This is a genomic window from Mycobacterium sp. smrl_JER01, assembly GCF_048513595.2.
Classification (GTDB): Bacteria; Actinomycetota; Actinomycetes; order Mycobacteriales; family Mycobacteriaceae; genus Mycobacterium.
On the sequence record NZ_JBLXXK020000001.1, the window covers coordinates 2,566,331 to 2,590,421 of the forward strand.

The 24,091-nt window shown below is 67.5% G+C and carries 21 protein-coding genes; 15 read left to right on the plus strand and 6 right to left on the minus strand.

Annotated elements, in window-relative coordinates; translation table 11 throughout:
* Nucleotides 1-39: 39 nt before the first annotated feature.
* On the minus strand, nt 40-1,251 hold the full coding sequence (locus ACNUDN_RS12220) for an acyl-CoA dehydrogenase family protein (RefSeq protein WP_419122188.1): 1,212 nt from the start codon (nt 1,249-1,251) through the stop codon (nt 40-42).
* Nucleotides 1,252-1,289: 38 nt separating this feature from the next.
* Nucleotides 1,290-3,032, minus strand: coding sequence for a CocE/NonD family hydrolase (locus ACNUDN_RS12225; protein ID WP_419122189.1), 1,743 nt, complete (start codon nt 3,030-3,032; stop codon nt 1,290-1,292).
* 53 nt (nt 3,033-3,085) lie between these two features.
* Between ACNUDN_RS12225 and ACNUDN_RS12230 the strand changes: the two genes are divergently transcribed.
* The 9 genes from ACNUDN_RS12230 to ACNUDN_RS12270 all read left to right on the plus strand — a co-directional run bounded on the left by ACNUDN_RS12230 (nt 3,086) and on the right by ACNUDN_RS12270 (nt 9,395).
* Complete coding sequence (locus ACNUDN_RS12230) at nt 3,086-3,700, plus strand: TetR/AcrR family transcriptional regulator (RefSeq protein WP_419122190.1); 615 nt, start codon at nt 3,086-3,088, stop codon at nt 3,698-3,700.
* A gap of 94 nt (nt 3,701-3,794) precedes the next feature.
* Entirely contained in the window at nt 3,795-4,550 is a 756-nt protein-coding gene (locus ACNUDN_RS12235; protein WP_419122191.1) for a YebC/PmpR family DNA-binding transcriptional regulator, read from the plus strand.
* A gap of 177 nt (nt 4,551-4,727) precedes the next feature.
* A complete protein-coding gene (locus ACNUDN_RS12240; RefSeq protein ID WP_419122192.1) occupies nt 4,728-5,348 on the plus strand; it encodes a hypothetical protein in 621 nt (206 codons plus the stop codon).
* Nucleotides 5,345-5,800 carry a flavodoxin domain-containing protein gene (locus tag ACNUDN_RS12245; RefSeq protein ID WP_419122193.1) on the plus strand — a complete coding sequence of 152 codons (456 nt, stop codon included), beginning with the start codon at nt 5,345-5,347 and terminating at the stop codon, nt 5,798-5,800. The genes ACNUDN_RS12240 and ACNUDN_RS12245 overlap by 4 nt, the downstream gene beginning before the upstream one ends.
* 137 nt (nt 5,801-5,937) lie before the next feature.
* Complete coding sequence (gene ruvC / locus ACNUDN_RS12250; protein WP_419122194.1) at nt 5,938-6,516, plus strand: crossover junction endodeoxyribonuclease RuvC; 579 nt, start codon at nt 5,938-5,940, stop codon at nt 6,514-6,516.
* Nucleotides 6,513-7,100 carry a Holliday junction branch migration protein RuvA gene (ruvA, locus tag ACNUDN_RS12255; protein ID WP_419122195.1) on the plus strand — a complete coding sequence of 196 codons (588 nt, stop codon included), beginning with the start codon at nt 6,513-6,515 and terminating at the stop codon, nt 7,098-7,100. Before ruvC ends, ruvA begins: the two co-directional genes overlap by 4 nt.
* A gap of 4 nt (nt 7,101-7,104) precedes the next feature.
* On the plus strand, nt 7,105-8,172 hold the full coding sequence (ruvB, locus tag ACNUDN_RS12260) for a Holliday junction branch migration DNA helicase RuvB (RefSeq protein WP_419122196.1): 1,068 nt from the start codon (nt 7,105-7,107) through the stop codon (nt 8,170-8,172).
* 14 nt (nt 8,173-8,186) lie between these two features.
* Nucleotides 8,187-8,573 carry a DUF1304 domain-containing protein gene (locus tag ACNUDN_RS12265; protein WP_419122197.1) on the plus strand — a complete coding sequence of 129 codons (387 nt, stop codon included), beginning with the start codon at nt 8,187-8,189 and terminating at the stop codon, nt 8,571-8,573.
* 111 nt (nt 8,574-8,684) lie between these two features.
* A complete protein-coding gene (locus ACNUDN_RS12270; RefSeq protein WP_419122198.1) occupies nt 8,685-9,395 on the plus strand; it encodes a hypothetical protein in 711 nt (236 codons plus the stop codon).
* A 7-nt stretch (nt 9,396-9,402) separates the two neighbouring features.
* On the opposite strand, the gene car is transcribed toward ACNUDN_RS12270, so the two are convergent.
* Nucleotides 9,403-12,903 carry a carboxylic acid reductase gene (car, locus tag ACNUDN_RS12275; protein WP_419122199.1) on the minus strand — a complete coding sequence of 1,167 codons (3,501 nt, stop codon included), beginning with the start codon at nt 12,901-12,903 and terminating at the stop codon, nt 9,403-9,405.
* Nucleotides 12,904-13,198: 295 nt separating this feature from the next.
* Entirely contained in the window at nt 13,199-14,203 is a 1,005-nt protein-coding gene (locus ACNUDN_RS12280) for a 1-aminocyclopropane-1-carboxylate deaminase (protein WP_419122200.1), read from the minus strand.
* 354 nt (nt 14,204-14,557) lie between these two features.
* Here ACNUDN_RS12280 and ACNUDN_RS12285 point away from each other — a divergent pair, with 354 nt between their 5' ends.
* Complete coding sequence (locus ACNUDN_RS12285; RefSeq protein WP_419122201.1) at nt 14,558-14,878, plus strand: EthD family reductase; 321 nt, start codon at nt 14,558-14,560, stop codon at nt 14,876-14,878.
* Nucleotides 14,879-15,002: 124 nt separating this feature from the next.
* Here the strand turns inward: ACNUDN_RS12285 and ACNUDN_RS12290 are convergent, their stop codons facing one another.
* Both ACNUDN_RS12290 and gabT read right to left on the minus strand, forming a co-directional pair.
* Nucleotides 15,003-16,436, minus strand: a complete 1,434-nt coding sequence (locus ACNUDN_RS12290) for a gamma-aminobutyraldehyde dehydrogenase (protein ID WP_419122202.1) — start codon at nt 16,434-16,436, stop codon at nt 15,003-15,005.
* 35 nt (nt 16,437-16,471) lie between these two features.
* The gene (gene gabT / locus ACNUDN_RS12295) at nt 16,472-17,824 is read right to left on the minus strand and encodes a 4-aminobutyrate--2-oxoglutarate transaminase (RefSeq protein ID WP_419122203.1); all 1,353 of its coding nucleotides are present in this window, start codon (nt 17,822-17,824) and stop codon (nt 16,472-16,474) included.
* A 340-nt stretch (nt 17,825-18,164) separates the two neighbouring features.
* Between gabT and yajC the strand changes: the two genes are divergently transcribed.
* From yajC to ACNUDN_RS12320, 5 genes are all read left to right on the plus strand, one after another.
* Nucleotides 18,165-18,548, plus strand: coding sequence for a preprotein translocase subunit YajC (gene yajC / locus ACNUDN_RS12300; RefSeq protein ID WP_419122204.1), 384 nt, complete (start codon nt 18,165-18,167; stop codon nt 18,546-18,548).
* A 101-nt stretch (nt 18,549-18,649) separates the two neighbouring features.
* A complete protein-coding gene (gene secD, locus ACNUDN_RS12305) occupies nt 18,650-20,494 on the plus strand; it encodes a protein translocase subunit SecD (RefSeq protein ID WP_419122205.1) in 1,845 nt (614 codons plus the stop codon).
* 3 nt (nt 20,495-20,497) lie between these two features.
* On the plus strand, nt 20,498-21,778 hold the full coding sequence (gene secF / locus ACNUDN_RS12310) for a protein translocase subunit SecF (RefSeq protein ID WP_419122206.1): 1,281 nt from the start codon (nt 20,498-20,500) through the stop codon (nt 21,776-21,778).
* Between the two features lie 6 nt (nt 21,779-21,784).
* Entirely contained in the window at nt 21,785-23,464 is a 1,680-nt protein-coding gene (locus tag ACNUDN_RS12315) for an ABC transporter substrate-binding protein (RefSeq protein ID WP_419122207.1), read from the plus strand.
* Nucleotides 23,419-24,015, plus strand: coding sequence for an adenine phosphoribosyltransferase (locus ACNUDN_RS12320; RefSeq protein WP_419122208.1), 597 nt, complete (start codon nt 23,419-23,421; stop codon nt 24,013-24,015). The genes ACNUDN_RS12315 and ACNUDN_RS12320 overlap by 46 nt, the downstream gene beginning before the upstream one ends.
* Nucleotides 24,016-24,091 lie beyond the last annotated feature (76 nt).

Below are 24,091 nucleotides of genomic sequence, written 5' to 3' on the forward strand. Positions count from 1 at the left end.
TGCATGCGCACCGAGGTGCCCGGGCGCGTCGTGGTGTCGCTACCGGATGGGCAGGCCGGTGATAGCGCGCGCCATCACCAGTCGCTGGATTTCGCTGGTGCCCTCGAAGATCGTGAAGATCTTGGCGTCGCGGTGCATGCGCTCGACGGGATACTCGCGGGTGTAACCGTTGCCGCCGAGGATCTGGATCGCCTCGTCGGTGACATAGACCGCCGCCTCGCTGGCGACCAGCTTGGCCATCGACCCTTCGGCCGCCTCGAAGCTCTTGCCGTTGCGTGCCATCCAACCGGCGCGGTACACCAGTAGCCGGGCGGCGTCGATGCGCGCCTTCATGTCGGCGAGCTTGAACGCCACCGCCTGGAACTCGCCGATCTTGCGGCCGAACTGCTCACGCTCGCACGCGTAGTCGCGGGCGTACTCGTAGGCGGCACGGGCGACCCCGACGGCCATCGCGCCGACCGTGGGGCGGGTGCGCTCGAAGGTCGCCAGCGCCGCCTGCCCGGCGGCCTTCTTGCCTTCGCGCACTTTGGCGATCCGGGCGTCGAACTTGTCCTTGCCGCCGATGATCAGGCGGCCCGGGATGCGGACCTCATCGAGGACCACTTCGGCGGTGTGGGAGGCGCGGATGCCGTGCTTGAGGAACTTCTGTCCCTGGCTCAGTCCCCGGGTTCCGGGCGGGATGATGAACGACGCCTGCCCGCGCGTGCCCAGCTCGGGGTGCACCGACGCGACGACCACGTGGACGTTGGCGATACCGCCGTTGGTGGCCCAGGTCTTGGTTCCGTTGAGCACCCACTCATCGGCGGCCTCGTCGTAGCGGGCCCTGGTCAGGATCGCGCCCACATCGGACCCTGCCCCGGGCTCCGAGGAACAGAACGCGGCGACCTTCGGATCGTCGACGCTGCCGAACATCTGCGGCACCCACTCGCCGACCTGCTCGGGGGTTCCGTTGGCGGCCAGCGATGCCGCTGCCAGCCCAGTGCCCAGGATCGACAGGGCGATGCCGGCGTCTCCCCAGAACATCTCCTCGAAGGCCACGATCATGCCGAGGCCGCTTTCCTCGGCGGCCTGCTCGGCGAAGAACTCCATCGAGTACAGGCCGACTTTGGCCGCCTCGGCGATGATCGGCCACGGTGTCTCTTCGCGTTCGTCCCACTCGGCGGCTGCGGGCCGGACTACGTCGGCAGCAAATTCGTGGACCCACTTCTGCACGTCGACCAGGTCCGGGGGCAGTTCCAGGGAGAACGTCATAGACGTTGACCTTACTTTGGAGTAAGTTACTCGGCCAGTCAGTGTGGCTCAGCTAACAGCGGTAGGCGGGTCGGCAGGATCAGTCGCGAGGCCGACCATATGGTGTTGACGCTGCTGGTTCCCACGGATGCGTGGCGGAAGTTCATGATCGCGGGGCTGGCGGGGTCCTGGTCGTCGCTGGTCAGCGTGAGGCGCAGCCGGTGTCCGCGCGTGAACCGGCGGGCGTTGGGCACCAGCGGAATCCGGTAGGTCACGACCTCCCCGACGGGTACCGCCACCGCGGTGTCGCAGGCCAGGACCGGAGCGCCGAGGGTGCTGGCGGCCTCGTCGACAGTGCGCAGGCTGGCCCGCAGCCAACCCGCGGTCACATCGGTGATCTGACCGTCGGGCCCGACGTCCTGCAGCGTCGCGATCCAGGCGGTGTCCACCGCGGTGGCCGAGGCCTCCAAACGCAGTTCGATATCGCCGACGACGTCGAGGTCACCCTCCATCGGCGCGGAAGTCCAGCTCAGCATCGCCGGCGGGTCGATCGGGCTGGCCTTGGCGCGGTTGAGCCCGGCGCCGAGGGCGAGGTACTCGCGTCCTGCAGGCTCACCCTCGTCGGCGCCGAGCGTGCCGTCGGCGCGCAGCGCCCACTGCAGTGCAGTGGCAGGCGGTGGCCAGCTCGGGCTGGTCTGCCAGGAATCTGACCCGGGCAGGATGTAGCGCACCGCCGGACCGTCCATGATCCCGGTGTCGGCACCCTTGAGCCAGTGGTCGTACCAGGCCAGTGCCTCTCGGTGCAGGCTCTCCCACGGCCAGGTGAGCCCGAACTGTCCGAGCATCGCCATCCGCACGTTCGGATTGTGCGACAACGCTTTCCATGCGGTGAAGGTGGACGGCAGATGCAGCGGGACGTTCTCCCAGTCGCACCCGAGGTAAACCGGGATCTCGACGCGGTTGAGCAGCGGCAGCAGGTTGCGCTCCTGCCACCAACCGTCGCGCAGCGGATGGCGCACCATGGCGTCGAGCCAGAGGTCGTCCCACGGGTGCGGGTCGTGGGGGAGTTGGAGCAGCCGGCGCATCATGGTGACCGCCGCTTCCCCGTTCATCGTCGCGAACCTGCGGTGCAGCCGCGGGGTGTTCAGGATGCGCCGGGCGATGGCGATGGCCGGATTGCGCCGCCAGAACGCGTCGCTGCGCGCGGCGGTCAATCCCATCATCGACAGGAACGGTGTGATGAACGACGAGCTGGTCAGCCCGTGGTGCGAGGCGGCGTCGTAGAGGTCTGCGGTGGCCGCGACCGGGAAGATCGCCTTGAGATGCGGCGGCCGCTCCACGGCGGCCTCCAATTGGGCCATCGCGAAGTAGCTGATCCCGATCATGCCGACGTTGCCGTCGCACCACGGTTGGGCCGCGGCCCACTCGACGAGGTCGTGGAGATCGCGGCGCTCCTGAGCGTCCATGAAGCCGAACGTGCCGCCGGACCCGCCGGTGCCGCGCAGGTTGGCGATGACGTGGACATAGCCGCGGGAGACCCAGAAGTCCGTCGCCCCGGCCTCGATGAACCCGGCCGGGGCGCCGAGGTTCTGGATCTGCCGCGGATAGGGCGACGCGGCGATCAGCGCAGGGAATCGCCCGGGTGAGTCGGGGTGGTGTACGTCGGCCATCAGGTCGACGCCGTCGCGCATGCGGACGCGTTGGTTGTGGCGTCGGGATATTCCGAACGTCGGGCGGCTCAGGTTGCGGTAGGTGCGGCCGGTGTCCTGCGGGCCGTTGAGGGGGCGATCGATGCCGGGCATAGTTTCACGCTACGTTGAAACTAGTTTCGTCGCAACGTGAAATTCACGCTACGATGAAACTCGTGCCCAAGATCACGCCCGGGCCCCGGGACGAACGCGGTGTGCTGTCGCGACGAATCCTCGTCGCGGCGCGTACGGCGTTTGCCGACACCGGATATGCGGGCACGACGGTGCGTGCCGTGGCCCGCACCGCCGATGTCGATCCGGCGCTGGTGTATCACTACTTCGGGTCCAAAGAAGCGCTCCTCGATGCCGCTACCGACCCGCCCCGTCGGTGGTTAGAGAACGTTGCTGCGACCTGGAGCACGCCGGTCCCACAGCTGGGCGCGGCCCTGGTGCGGCTGATGCTGGACGCGTGGGCCGACGACGAGATCGGCCCGGTGCTGCGCGCGATCCTGCAGACCGCCGCGCACGAGGCAGCCACCCGGGAGAAGCTGCGCCTGGTGGTGGAACGCAGCCTGATGGGTGTCTCGCAGCTGGGCTCCGACGACGCCGACCGGCTGGTGCGCAGCGGGCTGATCTCGTCCCAGATCATGGGGCTGGCGATGATGCGCTACGTCTGGCGGGTCGAGCCGATCGCGTCGATGGACGGGGACGCGCTCGTCGCTGCGGTGGCCCCGAATCTGCAGCGCTATATCCACGGCGACCTCCGTGGCGACCTCGGGTGAGGTGGGTTCGATTCCCTCGAACTCCCACGTAGACTGGTCGATCGGACTGACGATGTGACGTTGACCGAGCAGACTCGAAGGAAGTAGTACCTGTATGAGCGGCCATTCCAAGTGGGCCACCACCAAGCACAAGAAGGCCGTGATCGACGCGCGTCGCGGCAAGAACTTCGCCAAGCTGATCAAGAACATCGAGGTTGCCGCCCGCACCGGCGGCGGTGACCCGGCCGGCAACCCGACGCTCTACGACGCGATCCAGAAGGCCAAGAAGAACTCGGTGCCCAACGACAACATCGAGCGTGCCCGCAAGCGCGGCGCGGGTGAAGAGGCCGGCGGGGCCGACTGGCAGACCATCACCTACGAGGGATACGGCCCCAACGGTGTCGCGGTCCTGGTGGAATGCCTCACCGACAACCGCAACCGCGCCGCCGGTGAGGTGCGGGTGGCGATGACCCGCAACGGCGGCAGCATGGCCGACCCGGGATCGGTGTCCTACCTGTTCACCCGCAAGGGCGTGGTGACGTTGGAGAAGAACTCACTGACCGAGGATGACGTCCTGGCCGCGGTGCTCGACGCCGGCGCAGAGGACGTCAACGACCTCGGTGACAGCTTCGAGATCATCTCGGAGCCAACAGATTTGGTGGCGGTGCGGACAGCGCTGCAGGATGCGGGCATCGACTACGAATCGGCCGAGGCCACCTTCCAGCCGTCGGTCAGCGTCCCGGTCGACGTCGAGGCCGCCCGCAAGGTGCTCAAGCTCGTCGACGCACTCGAAGACAGCGATGACGTCCAGGACGTCTACACCAATATCGACATCCCCGACGACGTCGCCGCCGCCCTCGACGAGGACTGAGCGGACGCCCGGACCGGCCGGTCAGCGAATGGGGTGACGATGGTGCCCACCGCCGACGACGGCCGGTGCCGGGCGCGGACACCCGGGTTCATCCATCGCTGCGGCGTGACGCTGGTGATGCCCAGAGAGGACCATGGGCCCTAGGGCCGAATGGCCCGCCCGTCGCACAGTGTGACAATGACCAGCCCGGACACCGAGGCACTTCTCATCGACTCGGCGATGCCCCGCTACGACGCTGTGATCGCCGAACATCTCGTGGTGGCAGCGGACCCGGCGACGACCTTCGCGGCCGCATGCGCGATCGACCTGCTGACCGTGCACTCACCGCTGTTCGACCTGGCGATGTGGCTACGGGCCCTGCCCGCCCGGCTGTCCGGTAAGACCGGGCCGCCACCACCGCATCTGGTCATCGGGGCCGACATGGGGCTGCCCGGATGGACGTTCCTGGGTAGGCGGGCCGAACGCGAGATCGCCTTCGGTGCCATCGGCAAGTTCTGGAAGCCCACCATCGAATGGCGCGATGTCGCCGCCGCGGACTTCACAAGTTTCGACGAACCGGGATGGGGAAAGATCGCGGCCAACTTCTCGGTCCGGCCGTACGGCGCCGCCTCCACCCTGCTGACCTACGAATGCCGAACTGTGACAACCGATCCCGAATCCCGGCGGCGGTTCCTGCGCTACTGGCGCCTGGTCCGACCGTTCGTCGGTCACGTGCTCAGGGCTACGCTGCGACAGATCCAGGCCAACGCCACAGCGGCTTCGATCCCCGGCAGGTCGGCGAACGAGTCGGCGCAATGACCCGAATTCTCGTTGCGTTCGGCTCCAAGCGTGGCGGCACCGCCGGCCTGGCCGCGATGATCGCCGACGCGCTCACTGACGCCGGGCATGACGTCGACATGTCTGCCGCGCGCGATGTCACCACTGTTGACGGATTCGACGCCGTCACCGTCGCCGGGGCGTTGTATGCGAGCCGGTGGCATCGGGACGCGCGGCGATGTGTGCGACGACACCGCGACGCTCTCAGTCGCGTGCCGGTATGGCTGGTCAGCAGTGGCCCACTGGACGATTCGGCCACACAGGGCGATATCCCGGCGACTTCGCAGGTCCAGAAGCTCCTGGCCCGGGTGGGCGCCCGGGGACACGTCACGTTCGGCGGTACCCTCAGCCCCGACGCGACGGGTTTCCCGGCACGTCAGATGGCCAAGACCAGAGCGGGGGACTGGCGCGACCGGGCGCACGTCAGTCGTTGAGTTCGCTCGATCCTCGATCAACTCGATGCTGCAGGCCGGGTGAGATAGCGCTTTGTGACCGCGTGTCCTGTCCGGCCCCGTCCCCGGAAGCCGCTAAGCTCTCGAACACGTGTTCTGTTGCGAGAAGGGGTCTGGGCGTGCGGGTGATGGGTGTCGACCCCGGCCTGACCAGGTGCGGGCTGTCGGTCATCGAAAGTGGGAAAGGGCGTCAGGTCATCGCGCTGGACGTGGACGTGGTGCGGACCCCGGCCGATCATCCACTCGCGCATCGCCTGCTCGCCATCAGCACTGCCGTCGAGCACTGGCTGGACACCCACCGGCCGGACGTACTCGCCATCGAGCGGGTGTTCTCCAACCAGAACGCCAACACCGCGATGGGAACCGCGCAGGCCGGTGGCGTGATCGCGCTGGCCGCGGCGCGCCGCGATATCGACGTGCACTTTCACACGCCCAGCGAGGTCAAGGCCGCCGTGACCGGCAACGGCAGGGCCGACAAGGCGCAAGTCACCGAGATGGTCACCAGAATCCTTGCGCTGCAACAGAAACCAACCCCAGCGGATGCGGCGGACGCGCTCGCGCTGGCGATCTGCCACTGTTGGCGGGCTCCGATGATCGCGCGGATGGCCGCCGCGGAGGAGATGGCGGCCGAGCAGCGCCGCAAGTATCGGGCCACACTCAAGGCCAAAGCCGGGCAGATGTCGCGGAGCGCCAAGTGATCGCCGCGGTGCGTGGCGAGGTCATCGACATCGCTCTCGATCACGTCGTCATCGAGGCTGCCGGCGTGGGGTACAAGGTGATGGCGACGCCGGCCACCCTGGCGACCCTGCGCCGGGGCGACGAGGCACGGCTGATCACCGCGATGATCGTCCGGGAAGACTCGATGACGCTGTACGGCTTCGCCGACTCCGATGCCCGCAACCTCTTCCTGACCCTGCTCGGGGTGTCCGGGATCGGACCGAGCATCGCGCTCGGCGCGCTGGCCATGTACGACGGGCCGACCCTGAGGCAGGCGATCGGCGACGGCGACGTCACCGCGCTGACCCGAATCCCCAAGGTGGGCAAGAAGACCGCCGAACTGCTGGTGTTGACGCTGCGCGACAAGGTGGGCACGTCGACGTCGGCGGGTGTCACGTCGACCGGCGGGCACGGCATCCGGGGCCCGGTCGTGGAGGCACTCGTCGGCCTCGGCTTCGCGCAGAAGCAGGCCGAGGAGGCCACCGACAAGGTGCTGGCCAACGAGCCGGAGGCCACCACGTCCAGTGCGCTGCGCGCGGCGTTGTCGATGCTCGGAAAGAAGTAGCAGCATGGGTCGGTTTTCCGAAGACTCAGCGGACGAACCCGACGAGCGGGAGATGTCACCGGCGCTGACGGTCGGGGAGGGCGATATCGACGCCAGCCTGCGGCCGCGGTCGCTGGGTGAGTTCATCGGCCAGCCGCGGGTGCGCGAGCAACTCCAGCTCGTCATCGAGGGTGCCAAGAACCGTGGCGGCACCCCGGATCACATCCTGCTTTCCGGTCCGCCCGGCCTGGGCAAAACGTCGTTGGCGATGATCATCGCCGCCGAGTTGGGATCGTCGCTGCGGGTGACCTCGGGTCCGGCGTTGGAACGCGCCGGCGACCTGGCGGCCATGCTGTCGAACCTGGTCGAGCACGACGTCCTATTCATCGACGAGATCCACCGTATCGCCCGTCCCGCCGAGGAGATGCTCTATCTGGCGATGGAGGATTTCCGCGTCGACGTCGTGGTCGGGAAAGGCCCCGGCGCAACCTCGATTCCGCTGGAAGTGGCACCGTTCACCCTGGTCGGAGCGACCACCCGGTCCGGTGCGCTGACCGGACCGCTGCGGGACCGATTCGGGTTCACCGCGCACATGGACTTCTACGAACCGTCCGAACTGGAACGGGTGCTGGCCCGCTCGGCCGGCATTTTGGGCATCGAGCTGGGGGCCGACGCCGGCGCGGAGATCGCCCGCCGTTCGCGCGGTACACCCCGAATCGCGAACCGGTTGCTGCGGCGGGTGCGGGACTACGCCGAGGTGCGTGCCGACGGCGTCATCACCCGCGACATCGCGAAGTACGCACTGGAGGTGTACGACGTCGACGAACTCGGACTCGACCGGCTGGACCGCGCGGTGCTCTCGGCATTGACGCGCAGCTTCGGCGGGGGCCCGGTCGGGGTGTCGACCCTGGCCGTTGCGGTCGGCGAGGAAGCCACCACTGTCGAGGAGGTGTGCGAACCGTTCCTGGTGCGGGCCGGGATGATCGCGCGCACGCCTCGTGGTCGCGTCGCCACCGCCCAGGCATGGACGCACCTGGGACTCAAACCGCCCGCGGGAGCCGCCGGCCTCGGGCAGGCAGGTCTGTTCGACTGACGAAAGGCGCACCCATGCTCACTGCCGGGTTGATCGTGGCGGTGTTCGCGGCCGCACTGCACGCGTACATCTTCGTGATGGAGTCTCTGACCTGGACGGCACCACGGACGCGGGCGGTGTTCGGCACCACCGAGCAGGAGGCGCACGCCACTCGCCAGCTCGCCTTCAACCAGGGGTTCTATAATTTGTTCCTGGCCGTCGTGACCCTCGTCGGCGTGGTCACGGTGTTCACCGGCGCGACGGCGGTGGGGGCAGCCCTGGTGTTCGCCGGTGTGGGGTCGATGCTGGCTGCGGCGGTGGTGTTGCTGGTGTCGGCGCCGGACAAGGCGCGCGCCGCCGTCATCCAGGGCCTTTTCCCGGCCGTGTCGGTGGCGCTGGTGGTACTCGGGCTGGTCCGCTGATAGCCGAGCGTTCACCGGCGCGATCGTCGCTGCGGTGCCGCATGCGGCGCCGGCCCGGTTACCGCCCTGCAGGCGCGGGTATCCCTGCTCGACCACCCGAGGAGGAATCTCATGGTCGACAAACCCAGCCGCACTCGGCGCGGCGCGATGGAGATACCGCGCAGTCGCGGGGCGGTCAGCGGGCTGCTGATCGTGGCTCTAGGAGTGTGGGGCGCGTTGGCACCATTCATCGGCCCGTTGTTCGATTTCGCGTTCACCCCCGACCGACCGTGGGCCTGGACCGCGGGACGCGGCTGGCTGGAGGTGCTGCCCGGACTGGTGGCGGTCCTGGGCGGCCTGATGTTGTTCGCGTCGCGAAACCGTGCCACCGCGATGCTCGGAGGGTGGCTGGCTGTCGCGGCCGGCGCCTGGTTCGTCGTCGGTCGTGCCGTGGCCGGTCCGCTGGGTCTTGGCGACGTAGGACAGCCTGCGGCCACCAACGAGACCAAGCAGGTGTGGTTGGAGCTCACCTACTTCTCCGGGCTCGGCGCATTGATCATCTTCCTCGCCGCGCTGGCGGTCGGCCGGCTGTCCGTGCGCACCGCCCGCGACATCGCCTATCGCGACGCGGGTGTGGCCTATCGCGACGCGGGGGTGCAACGCCGCGACGATGCTCGTGTGCACGGTGAGCCTGAGGCGAGCGTCTACTCCGCGGCGCCGCAGCCCGCCGCCGACACGGCCGCGGGCTGGGCGCAGCCGGACGCGGTCACCGAACCGGTGCCGCGCCGGCGGACTGGACTGTTCGGTCGGCGCGCCAAGCGGCCAGACGACGCCGCGGTGTAGGGCAAGTTCAGAGCACGCCGAGCCGCTGCAGATCCGTGACGTACTTGACGATGATCTGTGGCGTGATGTGCGGAATGTCCTTGTCCGGGCCGATTTTCGCGTCCTGAACCGCGGCGCGGAACCGGTCGGTCGGTGCCAGCGAACCACACAACGGCGTCTCCGGATGCTGATAGTTGTGCAGCAGGGGCACCAGGGAATACTGCCGCCGGCGCTCGGGCAGCGCCTGCAGTGCCGTGGTGAAACGGCTCAGCCAGGTCGCGTAGTCGCCTACCCGATGCACCGGATACCCGGCGTCGATGAGCCAGTCGACGTACTCGTCGAGGCCGATCCCGTCATCGTAGGGGTTCATCACGTGGTAGGTCTCGAACCCAGCGGTCACTTGGGCTCCGAGGGTCGAGATCGCCTCGGCAACGAACTCCACCGGCAACCCGTCGTAATGCGCTCGCTGGCGACGGCCCGCTGCGTCGAGCTGATAGAACGACGCGGGCGCGACGCCGGTGGCGACCAGCGAGAAGATGAGTCGGGTGAACATGTCGGGCAGGTTCAGCTGGCCCGTATAGCTGGTGTCGGCCAGGATCATGTCGCAGCGGAACACCGACACTGGAAGACCGCACAGATCGTGAGCCTCGCGCAGTAACACCTCGCCGGCCCATTTGCTGTTGCCGTAGCCGTTGGCATAGCTTTCGTCGATGGTGCGGGTCGCGCTGATCTGTCTGATGTCGCCATCCTCGGTGAATCGGCCCGGTGCGATGCCCGCCCCCACCCCGATCGTGGAGACGTAGACGAACGGCTTCAACCGGGACGTCAGCGCGACCCGCAACAGTTCGGCGGTGCCGATCACGTTCGGACCGAACAGCTGGCGGTAAGGCAGCACATGGTTGACCAACGCCGCAGGATCGACGATCACGTCGACCTCGTCGGTCAGCCGGCGCCAAGTCTGGATGCCGAGTCCGAGGTCGGCGTCCCCTTTGTCGCCGGCGAGCACCTCAAGGTGGTCGGCCGCCATCAGCCGATAGCGCTCCGCCAACTGGGGGTCACCGCTGTCGAAGGTGCGGTCGAGCCGGCGACGCGCCGCCGCATCGTCTTTCGCGCGGACCAGGCAGATCAGCCTGCCACCGACCAGCGACATCCGTTCCAGCCAGTCCAGTGCCAGGTAGCGGCCCAGGAACCCGGTCGCCCCGGTCAGCAGGACGGTGCGAATCTCGGCGCTCGGTCCGGGCAGCCCCGCGGCCGCACCCAGCGTGTCCGCATCGATGAACTTGTCCAACGTCAGGTCGCGGGCGTGTACCTCGTTGACACCCGCTGCGCTGTGGCCGTGCACAGATGCGAACGTCGGTCGAGCCGACCCGTGCCGGCGCTCGGCCTCCACGTGCTCGGCCACCGCACGTAGGTCATTGGCCGGGCTGACGATCATCCCGACGGGAACTTCGATGTCGAAGATGTCGTGCAGAAGGTTGGCAAATGTCAATGCCGACAACGAGTCCCCACCCAAGTCGGTGAAATGGGTGTCGGCGGCGACATCGCCGGCCGCGGTGCCCAGCAGCGCCGCGGCCGCTCGGCGCACGGTTTCCAGCGTCGGGCGCTCGGCGCCGCAACGGCGCAGTTCGCGCAACTCGTCGGCCTGTCCGTCGGCAAGCTCGGTGTAGAGGGCTTCGAGCCGCTTGCCGTAATACTCCTTGAGTTTGGGGCGGGCAAGCTTGCGAATACCGGTCAGCAGTCCGTTCTCCAGGGTGAACGGTGATGTCTCGATGAGGAAGTCGCGCGGGATCTCGTAGGCTTGCAGCTCGGCGACCCTGGCCACCTCCTGAAGTGACTCGGCCAGTGCACTTTTGACGTTTTCCGCGGCCAGTGCGGTGTCGGTCGGCACGATCACCGCGACCAGGTAGGGTCGGGCACTGTTGCCGTAGAGGTAGATCTGGCGCACCAGCGGGCTGTCTGCGAAGATCGCCTCCAGCTTGGACACGGTGACAAACTCGCCTTGTGACAACTTCAGGACGTTGTTGCGACGGTCCAGGTAGACCAGCTCGTCGGCGCCGGTCTCGGCGACGATGTCTCCGGTCCGGTAGTAGCCGTCCCCATCGAACATCTCGGCGGTGATGTCGGGACGCTTGTAGTAGCCGGGAAACAGGGTCTCGGATTTGACCAGGAGTTCACCGCGCGGGTGCGGGCGGTCGGTGGAGAAGTAGCCAAGGTCGGGGACGTCGACGATCTTGTAGTCGATCACCGGCGGTCGTTGGACCCGTCCGTCGACGAACACCGCGCCGGCTTCGGTCGACCCGTACCCGTCGGTGAGGTGCATGTCGAGCAGCCGTTCGACGAATGCTCTCATCTCCGGCGACAAGGGCGCCGAGCCGGTCATCGCCGTCACATACCGCCCGCCGAGCAGCGTGCGGCGGATGCGGGCGAGCACGTCGTCTTCGTCGTCGGAACTGGTCTCCAGTTCTTTGTGCACCTCGTTGAAGATGGTGTCCCAGATCCGTGGGACGAAACTCAACTGGGTTGGGCGGACCAGGGCGAGATCGTCCAGGAATGTCGAAAGGTCGCTGCGCGCAGCGAAATAGGCGGTGCCGCCGGCGCCCAACGTGCCGTACAGGAGCCCGCGCCCCATGACATGGCTCATCGGCATGAAGTTCAGGGTGATCGAGGGAAGGAGGGTTTGATCGCCCCAGCTGGCCCGGAATGAGTGCCGCCACGAATTGGCGACCAGATGTTCGGGATACATCGCGCCTTTGGGCGCACCGGTGCTGCCTGAGGTGTAGATCAGTAACGCCAGGGCACTCGGGTCCGACGGAATCGCCTCGCGCGCAGTCAGTTCCGTGACAGGCCAGGACGATCTGGGAGCCAGTATTTCGGCGATCGTCTCAATTCTGACCGTCGAGCCGACGTCACGCAGCCGACCTGCCGCGGATTCGACGGCCTCGCGGTGGTCGTCGATCTGCGCGTGATGGTCGAAGACCAGAAGGCGGGTCACGGTCGGGGCGCCCAGTGTCAGGGTGACCGCATCGGCGAGTGCGTCGACGGACGAAGCGATCAGCACCGGCTCGGTCTCGGCGACGATCGGACGCAGGGTGTCGACCGTGGCACTGGTCTGCAGCGGCACCGACACCGCTCCCAGCATCGCCAAGGCCATGTCGATAGTGGTGTAGTCGACGCTGGTGAATCCCAGCAGTGCGACGCGGTCACCCGGGTGCACGTCGCCCAGCGCGGTGGCGACGGCGTGCACGCGGCGGGACAGTTCGGCGTAGGTGAGGGTGTCGAAGCGGGGGAGCAGCTCGGCGACGGTGCGGCCGGCACCGTCCTCGACGAAACGCAGGGCCCGCTGACCCAGTGCCGGCCGCGCGGCGTACCCGTCGAGGACGATCCGCAGGATGTCGGGTAGGCGGACTTCGGGGTCGTCGATGGTGCGGGCGATGCGTGCGTCGGGTGCGGCGGCAGCGAATTGCGGGTCATCGGCTTCCAGCTCGGCGATGCGGCGGGCAAGTCGGTCCTCGCGGGTGTCGGCAGACATGGGGGCGTCTCCTCACAGGGAAATCTGATGTGGCATCGGGTGCGGGCGCAACGTCCGCTGCAGAAAACTACGTTAGTAAAACTAATTTTAATCCCGAAAGTCGCCCGCTCCGACTGCCAATGTGCTGTGAACCGCCGAGCCATTGCTCCCATGGTCAGCTGGGCCGTGCGGTGCCGGGATCGGTCGCGGCCCCCGTCCAGGCCGCTCGCGGTGTCCAAGCGATGCCTCAGCCTCGAAAAGTGCCCACGGGTACGACTGAGACGGTGCCGCGGAAACGGTGCTGTGGGGGTCAGCGTCAGAAGATGCCGCTGTAGGCGTTGAGCGCCGGTTGCCCGCCGAGGTGGGCGAACAGGACTCTGGACCGCGCGTCGATCTCCCCGGACCTCACGAGTGCGATCAGGCCGGCCATGGACTTTCCTTCGTAGACCGGGTCGAGGATGACGCCCTCGAGTCGGCCGGTCAGCGTGATGGCGTCGACGGTCGACGCCACCGGAACTCCGTAGCGTTCCCCGGCCCACCCCTCAAGCACGGTGATCTCATCGGTGCGCAGGTCGCGGCCCAGGTCGATGAGCTCGGCGGTGTTGCGTGCGATGCGTTCGACCTGCTCTCGGGTTGCGGCTGGTTTGGCCGACGCGTCGATGCCGATCACCCGCCGCGGCCGCCGCTGGCCGGCGAAACCGGCGATCATGCCGGCATGGGTCGAGCCGGTGACACTACATACGACGACGGTGTCGAAGAAGATGCCGAGTTCTTCTTCCTGCTGTTGCACTTCGTCGGCCCAGTTCGCGAAACCCAGTCCGCCGAGCCGGTGATCCGAGGCTCCGGCCGGGATGGCGTACGGTGTTCCGCCGGCACGTTTGACATCCTCGATGGCGTTGTGCCAGCTGTTTTTGAACTCGATGCCGAAGCCCGAAGGGTCGAGCCGGACATCGGCGCCCATGATCCGTGACAGCAGGATATTGCCGACCTTGTCGTTGACCGAGTCCGGCCAGTCCACCCACCTCTCCTGGACCAGGACGGCCCTGAGGCCGAGTTTTGCGGCGACGGCGGCGACCTGCCGGGTGTGGTTCGATTGCACACCGCCGATGGTGACCAGGGTGTCGGCACCCTGTTGAAGTGCATCGGGGATCAGGTACTCGAGCTTGCGGGTTTTGTTGCCGCCGTACGCCAGACCGCAGTTGACGTCTTCACGCTTGGCCCAGATTTCGGCGCCACCGAGATGTCGGGTCAGTCGCTGCAACGGGTGGATCGGACTGGGACCGAAGGTGAGGGGATAGCGCGCGAAGTCCCGGATCGGCATGTGGCAGCTCTCCCAACTGATGACGGCGGCTCATCGCGGGCTGTGGGTGACAGCCCGAGCACGCCCGGACGGATTCCAGATGCCGCTGGGCGACATGCAATATATTGCCGAGTGGGTCGTCGACTGTCAATTCCGTTCGTGCCGAGTTGCTGTGGCTCCCGCCGCGTCCGACGCCGGTCTACGACGCCCCGCCAGGATCACGGTCGGCACCCCGGCGAGCTGATGCGGATGTGCTGCCGATGCGATACAACAACATCGCCGGAACAGCGCCGGTGCTGATCGAGCACCGGGGACACACCGCCCACCGGGCCAGTCACCCGGCCATTGACGGCCATCGTGGAACGGAGCAACGCAATGTCGGAAACCAAGATCACGGCCATCTACGACAATCCGGCAGATCCGGAGTCGTTCGAAGCGGCCTACGAAGTCGAACAACTGCAAGCTGCCCGCAAGATCCCGGGGTACATCCGGTTCGAGGCGTCGAAGGTATGGCCCAAAGAGGATGGCAGCCCGACCCCTGCCCATCGGATGATCGACCTGTATTACCCGGACTACGACGCCGCCAGCTCCGCCGTCACCACCGTCGAAGCCGCGGCGTTTTTCGAAGCGATGGCCCGACTCTCCACCGGGGGAGTGCGAGTCCTGTTCTCCGACATCGAGATACCGCAACGCTGAGGTCGCCCGCGGCGGACGCTGCCCGCCTTCGCCGCGTTCGTGGCTGTTGGTCGGACGCCCCGGCGCGGCCCGTCTCCCCGCACGGCGGAGGGACCCGGGACGTCGCCCCGGGTGTCGCGACCAACTAGCCGGTGTAGGCCATCACGTGCTTGATGCGGGTGTAGTCCTCCAGGCCGTACATCGACAGATCCTTGCCGTGGCCGGAGCTCTTGAACCCGCCGTGCGGCATCTCGGCGACGAGCGGGATGTGGGTGTTGATCCACACGCAGCCGAAGTCCAGCGCATTGGACACCCGCAGCGCCCGGGACACGTCTTTGGTCCATACCGAGGAAGCCAGTCCGTACTCGACACCGTTGGCCCAGCCGATCGCCTCGTCCTCGTCGGAGAACGACTGCACGGTGATCACCGGGCCGAAGATCTCCTGCTGAATCAGCCGGTCGTCCTGGCGCAGTCCGCCGATCACCGTAGGCTCGACATAGAAACCCTTGTCGCCCTGACGATTACCGCCGACGGCGACATTGGCGTGCGACGGGACGTCGGAGAAGAAGGACAGCACCCGCTCCATCTGATTCACATTGTTGACCGGTGGGACCCAGGCGTCCTCGTCATCGGCGGCGCGACCGAACGTCGTCGTCGCGCCCTTGGCCTGCTCGGCCAGGGCCGCGGTGAGGTCGGCGGCGATCGATGCCGACGCCAGGACCCGCGTCGCCGCCGTGCAGTCCTGCCCGGCGTTGAAGTACGCCGCGGTCGCGATGCCCTCGGCGGCCGCGCTCAAATCGGCGTCGTCGAACACCACCACCGGCGCCTTGCCGCCCAGCTCGAGGTGGGTGCGCTTGAGATTGCCGCCGGCGCTGACCGCCACGGCCTTGCCCGCCGCCACCGAACCGGTGATGGCAACCATCTCCGGTGTCGGGTGCGACACCAGGTTGGCCCCGGTGACCCGGTCACCGGTCACCACGTTGAGCACGCCGGCGGGCAGATGCCTGGCGGCCAGCTCGGCGAGCATCACCGTCGTCACCGGCGTGGTGTCGCTCGGCTTGATCACCACGGTGTTGCCCGCCGCGATGGCGGGACAGATCTTCCAGATCGCCATCATCATGGGGTAATTCCACGGCGCCACCTGACCGATCACCCCGACCGGCTCGCGGCGGATCCACGAGGTGTGGTCGGCCATGTACTCGCCCGCCGACTTGCCCTCCAGCACCCGCGCCGCCCCGGCGAAGAAGCGGATCTGGTCGACCATCGGCGGGATCTCCTCGACCGCGGTGACATGGTTGGGCTTACCGGTGTTGCGGCCCTCGGCGGCAACCAGGTCGTCGGCAGCTTTCTCGACCTCGTCGGCGAAGTCGAGCAACGCCTTCTGCCGCTGGGACGGGGTGGTTCTCTTCCATTCCTTGAACGCTCGGGCCGCCGCCCCGTACGCGGTGTCGATGTCCTGCTCGTTGGACACCGGAGCGGTGCCGTACTGCTCGCCGGTGCTCGGATCGATGAGCGGCATGGTGGCTCCGCTGCTCGAATCGACCAGTTGGCCGTCGATGAAGTTCTGAACGGTGGTCATGTCAGGCGGCTCCTTGAGTCGGTCGGGGGGTGGGATCAGAGGTCGCGCAGCAACAGTTCGAGGACGTCGAGGCCTTCGAGCAGCAACTCGTCGCTGATGGCCAGCGGCGGAAGGAAGCGCAGCACGTTGCCGAAGGTGCCGCACGTCAGCACGATCACTCCGGCTTGATGAGCGGCGGTGCTCAACTTCTTGGTCAGTTCGGCGTCAGGTTCGGTGGTGCCGGGCTTCACCAACTCGACGGCGATCATCGCGCCGCGGCCCCGGACGTCACCGATACGGTCGTCTTCGGCCTGCATGCGGCCCAGCTTGTCCTTCATCAGTGTCTCGATGTGCGCGGCACGCGCCACCAGGCCGTCGGATTCGATGGTCTCGATGGTGGCCAACGCGGCGGCGCACGCCACCGGGTTGCCGCCGTAGGTGCCGCCCAGCCCACCGACGTGCGGTGCGTCCATGATGTCGGCGCGCCCGGTGACCGCCGACAGCGGCATGCCGTCGGCGATGCCCTTCGCGGTCACGATCAGGTCGGGAACCAGCCCGTCTGGTCCTTCGTGCTCGCAGGCGAACATCGCGCCGGTTCGGGCGAACCCGGTCTGCACCTCATCGGCGATGAACACCACGTCGTTGGCCCGGCACCACTGGAGCAACGTGGGCAAGAAGCCCTCGGCGGGCACGATGAAGCCGCCCTCGCCCTGGATCGGCTCGATGATCACCGCCGCCAGGTTGTCGGCGCCGACCTGCTTGTCGATCACGGTGATCGCCCGCCGCGCGGCCAGTTCGCCGTCGGTGGCCAGCTCCTTGCCGCCGAATTCGGCGTCGCGGAACGGATAGGACAGCGGTGCGCGGTAGACCTCGGGCGCGAACGGGCCGAAACCGTGCTTGTAGGGCATCGACTTCGCCGTCAACGCCATCGTCAGATTGGTGCGGCCGTGATAGGCGTGATCGAAGGACACGACCGCCTGCTTACCGGTGAAGGTCCTGGCGATCTTGACCGCGTTCTCCACCGCCTCCGAGCCGGAGTTGAACAGCGCCGTCCGCTTGTCGCCATCGCCTGGGGTCAGGCGATTCAGCGCCTCGGCGACGGCCACATAGCCCTCATAGGGCGTGACCATGAAACAGGTGTGGGTGAAGCTGGCGGCCTGTTCGGCGACCGCGTCGACGACGCGGGGGGAGGAGTTGCCGATCGTGGTGACCGCGATCCCCGAACCCAGATCGATCAGCCGGTTGCCGTCGACGTCCTCGACGATCCCGCCGAACGCCCGTGCAGCGTAGACCGGCATGGTGTTGCCGATTCCACGGGCCACCGCCGCACTCTTGCGAGCGATCAGTTCGGCTGACCGAGGGCCGGGGATGGCGGTGGCGAGGTGGCGACTCTGTTCCAGAGCGCTCACAGAAGACCTCCTAGAAACGGTAGAGATACTGAGGGTTCGACGACTGCCGCGTTGTCGTTCGAGCCTAGTCGCTACAGACGCTGATCCGTCGAGAACCGTGCCACCCTGTGGCGAAAACGTCAGGGCATCAGCTTTCAGACGACGAAATTCGTTGCTGATCGGTGGTCGACCGTCCGAAGTTGGTGGCACCTGCACGGGTCCTGCGGGGCCGGGGTCACGGCCACCGGCGTCCGCAATGGCACACTGGTCAACTGAGTCCGTACGACGGACTATCCCTGCTGCAGGCATTCGGCCTGCCCACACGACCGACGAACACAGACTTTCAGAGAGAACTTCCGCCATGGATCTGGTCATTTTCCTCCCGCTGCTCATCGTCATGGGTGCCTTCATGTACTTCGCCTCCAGGCGCCAGAAGAAGGCCATGCAGGCGACCATCGACCTGCACAACTCGCTACAGATCGGCGACGAGGTCCACACCACTTCCGGTCTGCGCGCCACCATCACCGGTATCACCGACGACTATGTCGACCTGGAGATCGCGCCCGGCGTGGTCACCACCTGGATGAAGCTCGCGGTGCGCGATCGCATCACCGAGGACGTCGAGGATGACGAGGACACCACCGTCGACGAAGACACCAGGGTCGACGGACCCGCCGACGGTCTTGAGCCACGCGCGACCGGCAGCGAGGTCACCGATCGCCCCAACACCAAGACTGACGGCTGAACTCTCAGCAGCGGCACGTAGTCTTTTCGTGCCTTCGTGCCTTCGTGCCTTCGCGCCTTGGTGCGGTACTTGACGAACTGATCTCGAGGAGACTCTGACCCGTGGCATCGTCTTCGACGGTTCACCCTGCGCGCTACCTGGCGTTGTTTCTCGCACTGCTCATCGGCTCGTACCTGCTGGTGTTCCTCACCGGTGACAGGGAGGCCGAGCCCAAGCTGGGCATCGATCTGCAGGGCGGCACCCGTGTCACGCTGACGGCACGGACGCCGGACGGTTCACCACCGTCGCGGGAGTCGCTGCAGCAGGCTCAGCAGATCATCAGCTCCCGCGTCGACGGCCTCGGCGTTTCGGGCTCGGAGGTCGTCATCGACGGTCAGAACCTGGTGATCACAGTCCCCGGCGATGACACCAGCGAGGCGCGCAGCCTCGGCCAGACTGCGCGGCTCTACATCCGGCCCGTGGTCCACGTGATCCCCGCAGCCGGTGCGATGCCGCCAGAACAGGCCGGACCCGAGGGCGCGGTGCCGGGTCTGCCGCCGGGCGCGGTGCCGGGTCTGCCACCCGGTGCGGTGCCGGGTCTGCCGCCGGGTGCGGTGCCGGGTCTGCCGCCGGGTGCGGTGCCGGGCGTGGATCCTGGTGTCCCGCCGGGTGCGGTGCCGGGTCTGCCCCCGGGTGCAGGCGCCCCGGAGGCCCCGCCGGCGCCCCAACCCCGCCCGTTCCCCGAGCAGCCTGCGCCCACACCGTCACCAGAGCCTGCGCCCGCACCGTCGCCCGAGCCCGGTGCGGAGCCTGCGCCCCAGCCCGGTGCGGAGCCTGCGCCCGCAGATCAGGACGTTCCGCTCGCGACCCGCATCCAGGATGAGAAGCGGTTGCGCCAGAGCACCGAGCAAGCCATCCAGATCCTGGCGCTGCAGTTCCAGGCCACCCGCTGTGGTGAGGACGACGTGCTGGCCGGCAACGACGACCCCAACCTGCCCCTGGTGACCTGCTCGCAGGACGGTAACGAGGTCTATCTGCTGGACAAATCCCTCATCAGCGGTGAGCAGATCGCCAACGCGACGTCCGGGCTGAATCAGCAAGCCGGAGAATGGGTCGTCGATCTGGAATTCAAGAGCGACGCCGCCCGGGTGTGGGCGGAATTCACCGCCGCCAACGTCGGCACCCAGACTGCCTTCGTCCTCGACTCCCAGGTGGTCAGCGCCCCCGTCATCCAGGAGGCCATCCCCGGTGGCCGCACCCAGATCACCGGCGATTTCCGCCAGGACACCGCGCGCGAGCTGGCCAACGTCCTCAAATACGGCTCGCTGCCGCTGTCCTTCGAATCGTCGGAGGCCGAGACGGTGTCCGCCACCCTGGGTCTGTCCTCGTTGCGGGCCGGGTTGATCGCCGGTGCCATCGGGCTCGCGGCGGTGCTGCTGTACTCGTTGCTCTACTACCGGGCGCTCGGCCTGCTGGTCGCGCTGTCACTGACGGCGTCGGGCGCCATGGTGTTCGCGATCCTGGTTCTGCTCGGCAGATACATCAACTACACGCTGGACCTGGCCGGGGTCGCGGGTCTGATCATCGGTATCGGTATGACCGCGGATTCGTTCGTGGTGTTCTTCGAACGCATCAAGGACGAGATCCGCGAGGGACGCTCCTTCCGGTCCGCCGTGCCACGAGGTTGGGCCAGGGCCCGCAAGACGATCGTGTCCGGTAACGCCGTGACCTTCCTGGCCGCCGCGGTGCTCTACTTCCTCGCCGTCGGACAGGTGAAGGGCTTCGCGTTCACCCTCGGACTGACCACCATTCTCGACGTCGTCGTCGTGTTCCTGGTGACCTGGCCGCTGGTCTACCTGGCGTCCAAATCGCCGCTGTGGGCCAAGCCGTCGCTCAACGGGTTGGGCGCGGTCCAGCAGATCGCACGCGAACGTCGAGCGGCCGCGAGCGCGGCGGGACGGGGATAGACCATGGCGACGGAAAACCGCACAGACACCGAGGACAACGGCGCGGTCGAGGCCGCGGATCTGGAAGCCAGCTCCGCGGGCACACCCAAACACGGCTTCTTCGTCCGGCTGTACACCGGCACCGGGGCGTTCGAGGTCATCGGCAGGCGCAAGTTCTGGTACACGGTGAGCGCGATCATCGTCGCGATCGCCATCGGCGCGATCGCAATACGCGGGTTCACCCTCGGAATCGACTTCGAGGGCGGCACCAAGGTGTCTTTCCCGCGCAGTGATCCCCAGGCCACCGCCCAACAGGTGGAGACGGTGTTCACCGACACCATCGGCACCGCCCCGGATTCGGTCGTGACCGTGGGCAGCGGCGGGTCGGCGACATTCCAGATCCGGTCCGAGACGCTGGACAACGACCAGATCGTGGCGTTGCGCACCGCGCTGTTCGATGCGTTCCAGCCCGTCGGCCCGGACGGCCAGCCGAGCCCTCAGGCGGTCAGCGATTCGGCGGTGTCGGAAACCTGGGGTGACCAGATCACCCAAAAGGCGCTGATCGCGCTGGTGGTGTTCCTGGTGCTCGCCGCCATCTACATCACCGTGCGCTACGAGCGCTACATGGCGATCGCCGCGCTCGTCACCCTCGGCTTCGACCTGGTGGTGACCGCCGGCGTATACGCGCTGGTCGGCTTCGAAGTGACCCCGGCGATGGTGATCGGCCTGCTGACGATCCTGGGCTTCTCGCTGTACGACACGGTGATCGTGTTCGACAAAGTCGAGGAGAACACCGAAGGCTTCGAACACACCACCCGCCGCACCTTCGCCGAACAGGCCAACCTCGCGGTCAACCAGACGTTCATGCGGTCGATCAACACCAGCCTGATCTCGGTGCTGCCGATTATCGCGCTGATGGTGGTGGCGGTCTGGTTGCTCGGTGTGGGCACGTTGATGGACCTGGCGCTGGTGCAGTTGGTCGGTGTGATCGTCGGTACCTACTCGTCGATCTACTTCGCGACTCCGCTCCTGGTGAGCATGCGCGAGCGCACCGATCTGGTCAGCAAGCACACCCGCCGGGTGCTCAACCGCCGCAAGACCGCGGCTGCGCGTGCCGGCGGCGCCGAAGTGACCGACGACGCCGCGAGCGCCGAGTCCTCCTCCCATGCCGCCGAGCCGGTCGCGGCTACTGCCTCTGCCGGGACCACGGCACCGGACAAGCCCGCACCGGGCGCACGTCCGGTGCGGCCGACCAGTAGCCGTACCGGACGACCGTCGGGTAAGCGCACGCCGCGGAATCGGTAGCCGCCGATGGTCGGCCGTTGGCGCCTGCGTACTCCCGGGAAACGCCGCCGCGCTGCCGCGTGCACGGCGGTGCTCGCCCTGATCGGTGGACTTGCGCTGACCTCCTGTGCGGATGCGACCGTCGACGAGGTCGACTACGCCGTCGACGGCACGCTGGTCAGCTACAACACCAACACGGTCGCGGGTGCGGCCTCTGCTGGACCGCAGGCGTTCGCACGCGTCCTGACCGGGTTCAACTACCACGGCCCGGATGGTCAGATCGTCGGCGACCACGATTTCGGGTCCATCGCCGTCGTCGGACGCGCACCGCTGATCCTGGACTACGAGATCAAGCCCGAGGCCGTCTACTCCGACGGCAAACCCATCACCTGTGACGACATGGTGCTGGCGTGGGCGTCGCAGTCGGGGAGATTCCCCGTCTTCGACGCGGCCAGCCGCGCGGGCTACGCCGACATCGCCACGATCGACTGCGCCCCGGGGCAGAAGAAGGCCCGGGTCTCGTTCGCGCCGGAGCGCGCCTTCACTGACTACGGGCAGCTGTTCGCCGCGACGTCGCTGATGCCCGCACACGTCATCGCCGATGTGCTCGGTCTCGGGGAGGGCGGGGTCACCACCGCGATCCTGGAGAACGACGCACCGGTGGTCGAGCGCATCGCGCAGGTCTGGAACACCACCTGGGATCTGACCCCAGAGCTGGACCTCAAGAAGTTCCCGTCGTCAGGTCCCTACAAGTTGGACTCGGTGACCGGTGACGGTGCCGTGGTGCTGGTCGCCAACGACAAGTGGTGGGGAACCCCGCCGGTCAGCGGGCAGATCACCGTGTGGCCACGTAGCCCCGAGATGCAGGACCGGGTCAACGAAGGCGCCTACGACGTCGTCGACATCGCCACCGGTTCCTCGGGCACGCTCAACCTGCCCGACGATTACGTGCGCACGGACTCGCCGTCTGCGGGCATCGAGCAGTTGATCTACGCCCCCGAGGGGCCGCTGGCCGACGTTCCGGCGCGCCGGGCGCTGGCGTTGTGCACCCCGCGGGATGTGATCGCGCGCAACGCCGAGGTGCCGGTGGCCAACGCCCGCCTCAACACCGCGACCGAGGACTCCTACGGGGCCGCGGAGACCACCCCGCAGGTCAACGAGTTCGCGGTGGCCAATCCCGAGGCCGCCCGCGCCGCGCTCGACAACGCGCCGCTGAGGGTGCGCATCGGTTACCAAACCCCCAACGCCAGACTCGCGGCGACGGTCGGTGCGATCGCGCGGTCCTGTGCGCCCGCCAATATCACCGTCGAAGACGCCGGCGGGGCAGATATCGGTCCGTTGTCGTTGCGCGAGAACCAGATCGATGTGCTCATCGCCACCACCGGAGGCGCGGCCGGCAGCGGGTCGTCGGGCTCGTCGGCCGTCGACGCGTACGCGTTGCACAGCGCCAACGGCAACAATCTGCCCCGCTACCGCAACGAGCGCATCGATGCCATCATCGCGACGATTGCCGTCACCGCCGATCCCAAGGAGATGTCGCGCCTGCTCGGCGAGGCCGGCCCGATCCTGTGGGGCGATATGCCGACGCTGCCGCTGTACCGTCAGCAGCGAACCCTGCTCACCTCGACCAAGATGTACGCGGTGAGCGGGAATCCGACGCGATGGGGTGCGGGGTGGAACATGGACCGTTGGAAGCTGAGCCGGTGACCGCCGGAGCCGGGAGGCCGGCGACATCGGGCGACGTCGCCGAGGTGATCGCGTCCCTGATCCGCGAGGTTCCCGACTTCCCGGAACCGGGCATCCAGTTCAAGGACCTGACCCCGGTGCTCGCCGATGCGACCGGGTTGGCGGAAGTCAGCAGGGCGATCGCCGACGCCGCTCGGGGCGCCGACCTGGTCGCCGGGGTGGACGCCCGCGGGTTCCTGCTCGGTGGCGCCGTGGCAGTCACCCTCGGCATCGGGGTGCTCGCGGTGCGCAAAGGCGGCAAGCTGCCGCCCCCGGTGCTCGGTGAGACCTACACCTTGGAGTACGGCTCGGCGACGCTTGAGGTGCCCGCCGACGGTATCGACCTCGCCGGCCGCTCCGTGGTGGTGATCGACGACGTGCTGGCCACCGGTGGTACGTTGGCCGCCACCCACCAGCTGCTCACCAGGGCGGGAGCCAAGGTGACCGGCGCGGTGGTGATGATGGAGCTCACCGCTCTGGGTGGCCGCGCTGTCTTGGATCCGCTGGAGGTCACCAGCCTCTACACCGTCTGAGCGGATATCCTGCGAAGAGCACAGATCCTGGAGGTGAACATGGCCGACAAGGTTCGGACGGAACCCGTGGCCGACC

What these genes read in the sequence shown, in the direction of transcription:
- ACNUDN_RS12220 (WP_419122188.1), bottom strand. Translation starts at nt 1,251, where the DNA reads ATGACGTTCTCCCTGGAACTGCCCCCGGACCTGGTCGACGTGCAGAAG.
- ACNUDN_RS12225 (WP_419122189.1), bottom strand. Translation starts at nt 3,032, where the DNA reads ATGCCCGGCATCGATCGCCCCCTCAACGGCCCGCAGGACACCGGCCGC.
- ACNUDN_RS12230 (WP_419122190.1), top strand. Translation starts at nt 3,086, where the DNA reads ATGAAACTCGTGCCCAAGATCACGCCCGGGCCCCGGGACGAACGCGGT.
- ACNUDN_RS12235 (WP_419122191.1), top strand. Translation starts at nt 3,795, where the DNA reads ATGAGCGGCCATTCCAAGTGGGCCACCACCAAGCACAAGAAGGCCGTG.
- ACNUDN_RS12240 (WP_419122192.1), top strand. Translation starts at nt 4,728, where the DNA reads ATGACCAGCCCGGACACCGAGGCACTTCTCATCGACTCGGCGATGCCC.
- ACNUDN_RS12245 (WP_419122193.1), top strand. Translation starts at nt 5,345, where the DNA reads ATGACCCGAATTCTCGTTGCGTTCGGCTCCAAGCGTGGCGGCACCGCC.
- ruvB (WP_419122196.1), top strand. Translation starts at nt 7,105, where the DNA reads ATGGGTCGGTTTTCCGAAGACTCAGCGGACGAACCCGACGAGCGGGAG.
- ACNUDN_RS12265 (WP_419122197.1), top strand. Translation starts at nt 8,187, where the DNA reads ATGCTCACTGCCGGGTTGATCGTGGCGGTGTTCGCGGCCGCACTGCAC.
- ACNUDN_RS12270 (WP_419122198.1), top strand. Translation starts at nt 8,685, where the DNA reads ATGGTCGACAAACCCAGCCGCACTCGGCGCGGCGCGATGGAGATACCG.
- car (WP_419122199.1), bottom strand. Translation starts at nt 12,903, where the DNA reads ATGTCTGCCGACACCCGCGAGGACCGACTTGCCCGCCGCATCGCCGAG.
- ACNUDN_RS12280 (WP_419122200.1), bottom strand. Translation starts at nt 14,203, where the DNA reads ATGCCGATCCGGGACTTCGCGCGCTATCCCCTCACCTTCGGTCCCAGT.
- ACNUDN_RS12285 (WP_419122201.1), top strand. Translation starts at nt 14,558, where the DNA reads ATGTCGGAAACCAAGATCACGGCCATCTACGACAATCCGGCAGATCCG.
- ACNUDN_RS12290 (WP_419122202.1), bottom strand. Translation starts at nt 16,436, where the DNA reads ATGACCACCGTTCAGAACTTCATCGACGGCCAACTGGTCGATTCGAGC.
- yajC (WP_419122204.1), top strand. Translation starts at nt 18,165, where the DNA reads ATGGATCTGGTCATTTTCCTCCCGCTGCTCATCGTCATGGGTGCCTTC.
- secF (WP_419122206.1), top strand. Translation starts at nt 20,498, where the DNA reads ATGGCGACGGAAAACCGCACAGACACCGAGGACAACGGCGCGGTCGAG.
- ACNUDN_RS12315 (WP_419122207.1), top strand. Translation starts at nt 21,785, where the DNA reads ATGGTCGGCCGTTGGCGCCTGCGTACTCCCGGGAAACGCCGCCGCGCT.
- ACNUDN_RS12320 (WP_419122208.1), top strand. Translation starts at nt 23,419, where the DNA reads ATGGGGTGCGGGGTGGAACATGGACCGTTGGAAGCTGAGCCGGTGACC.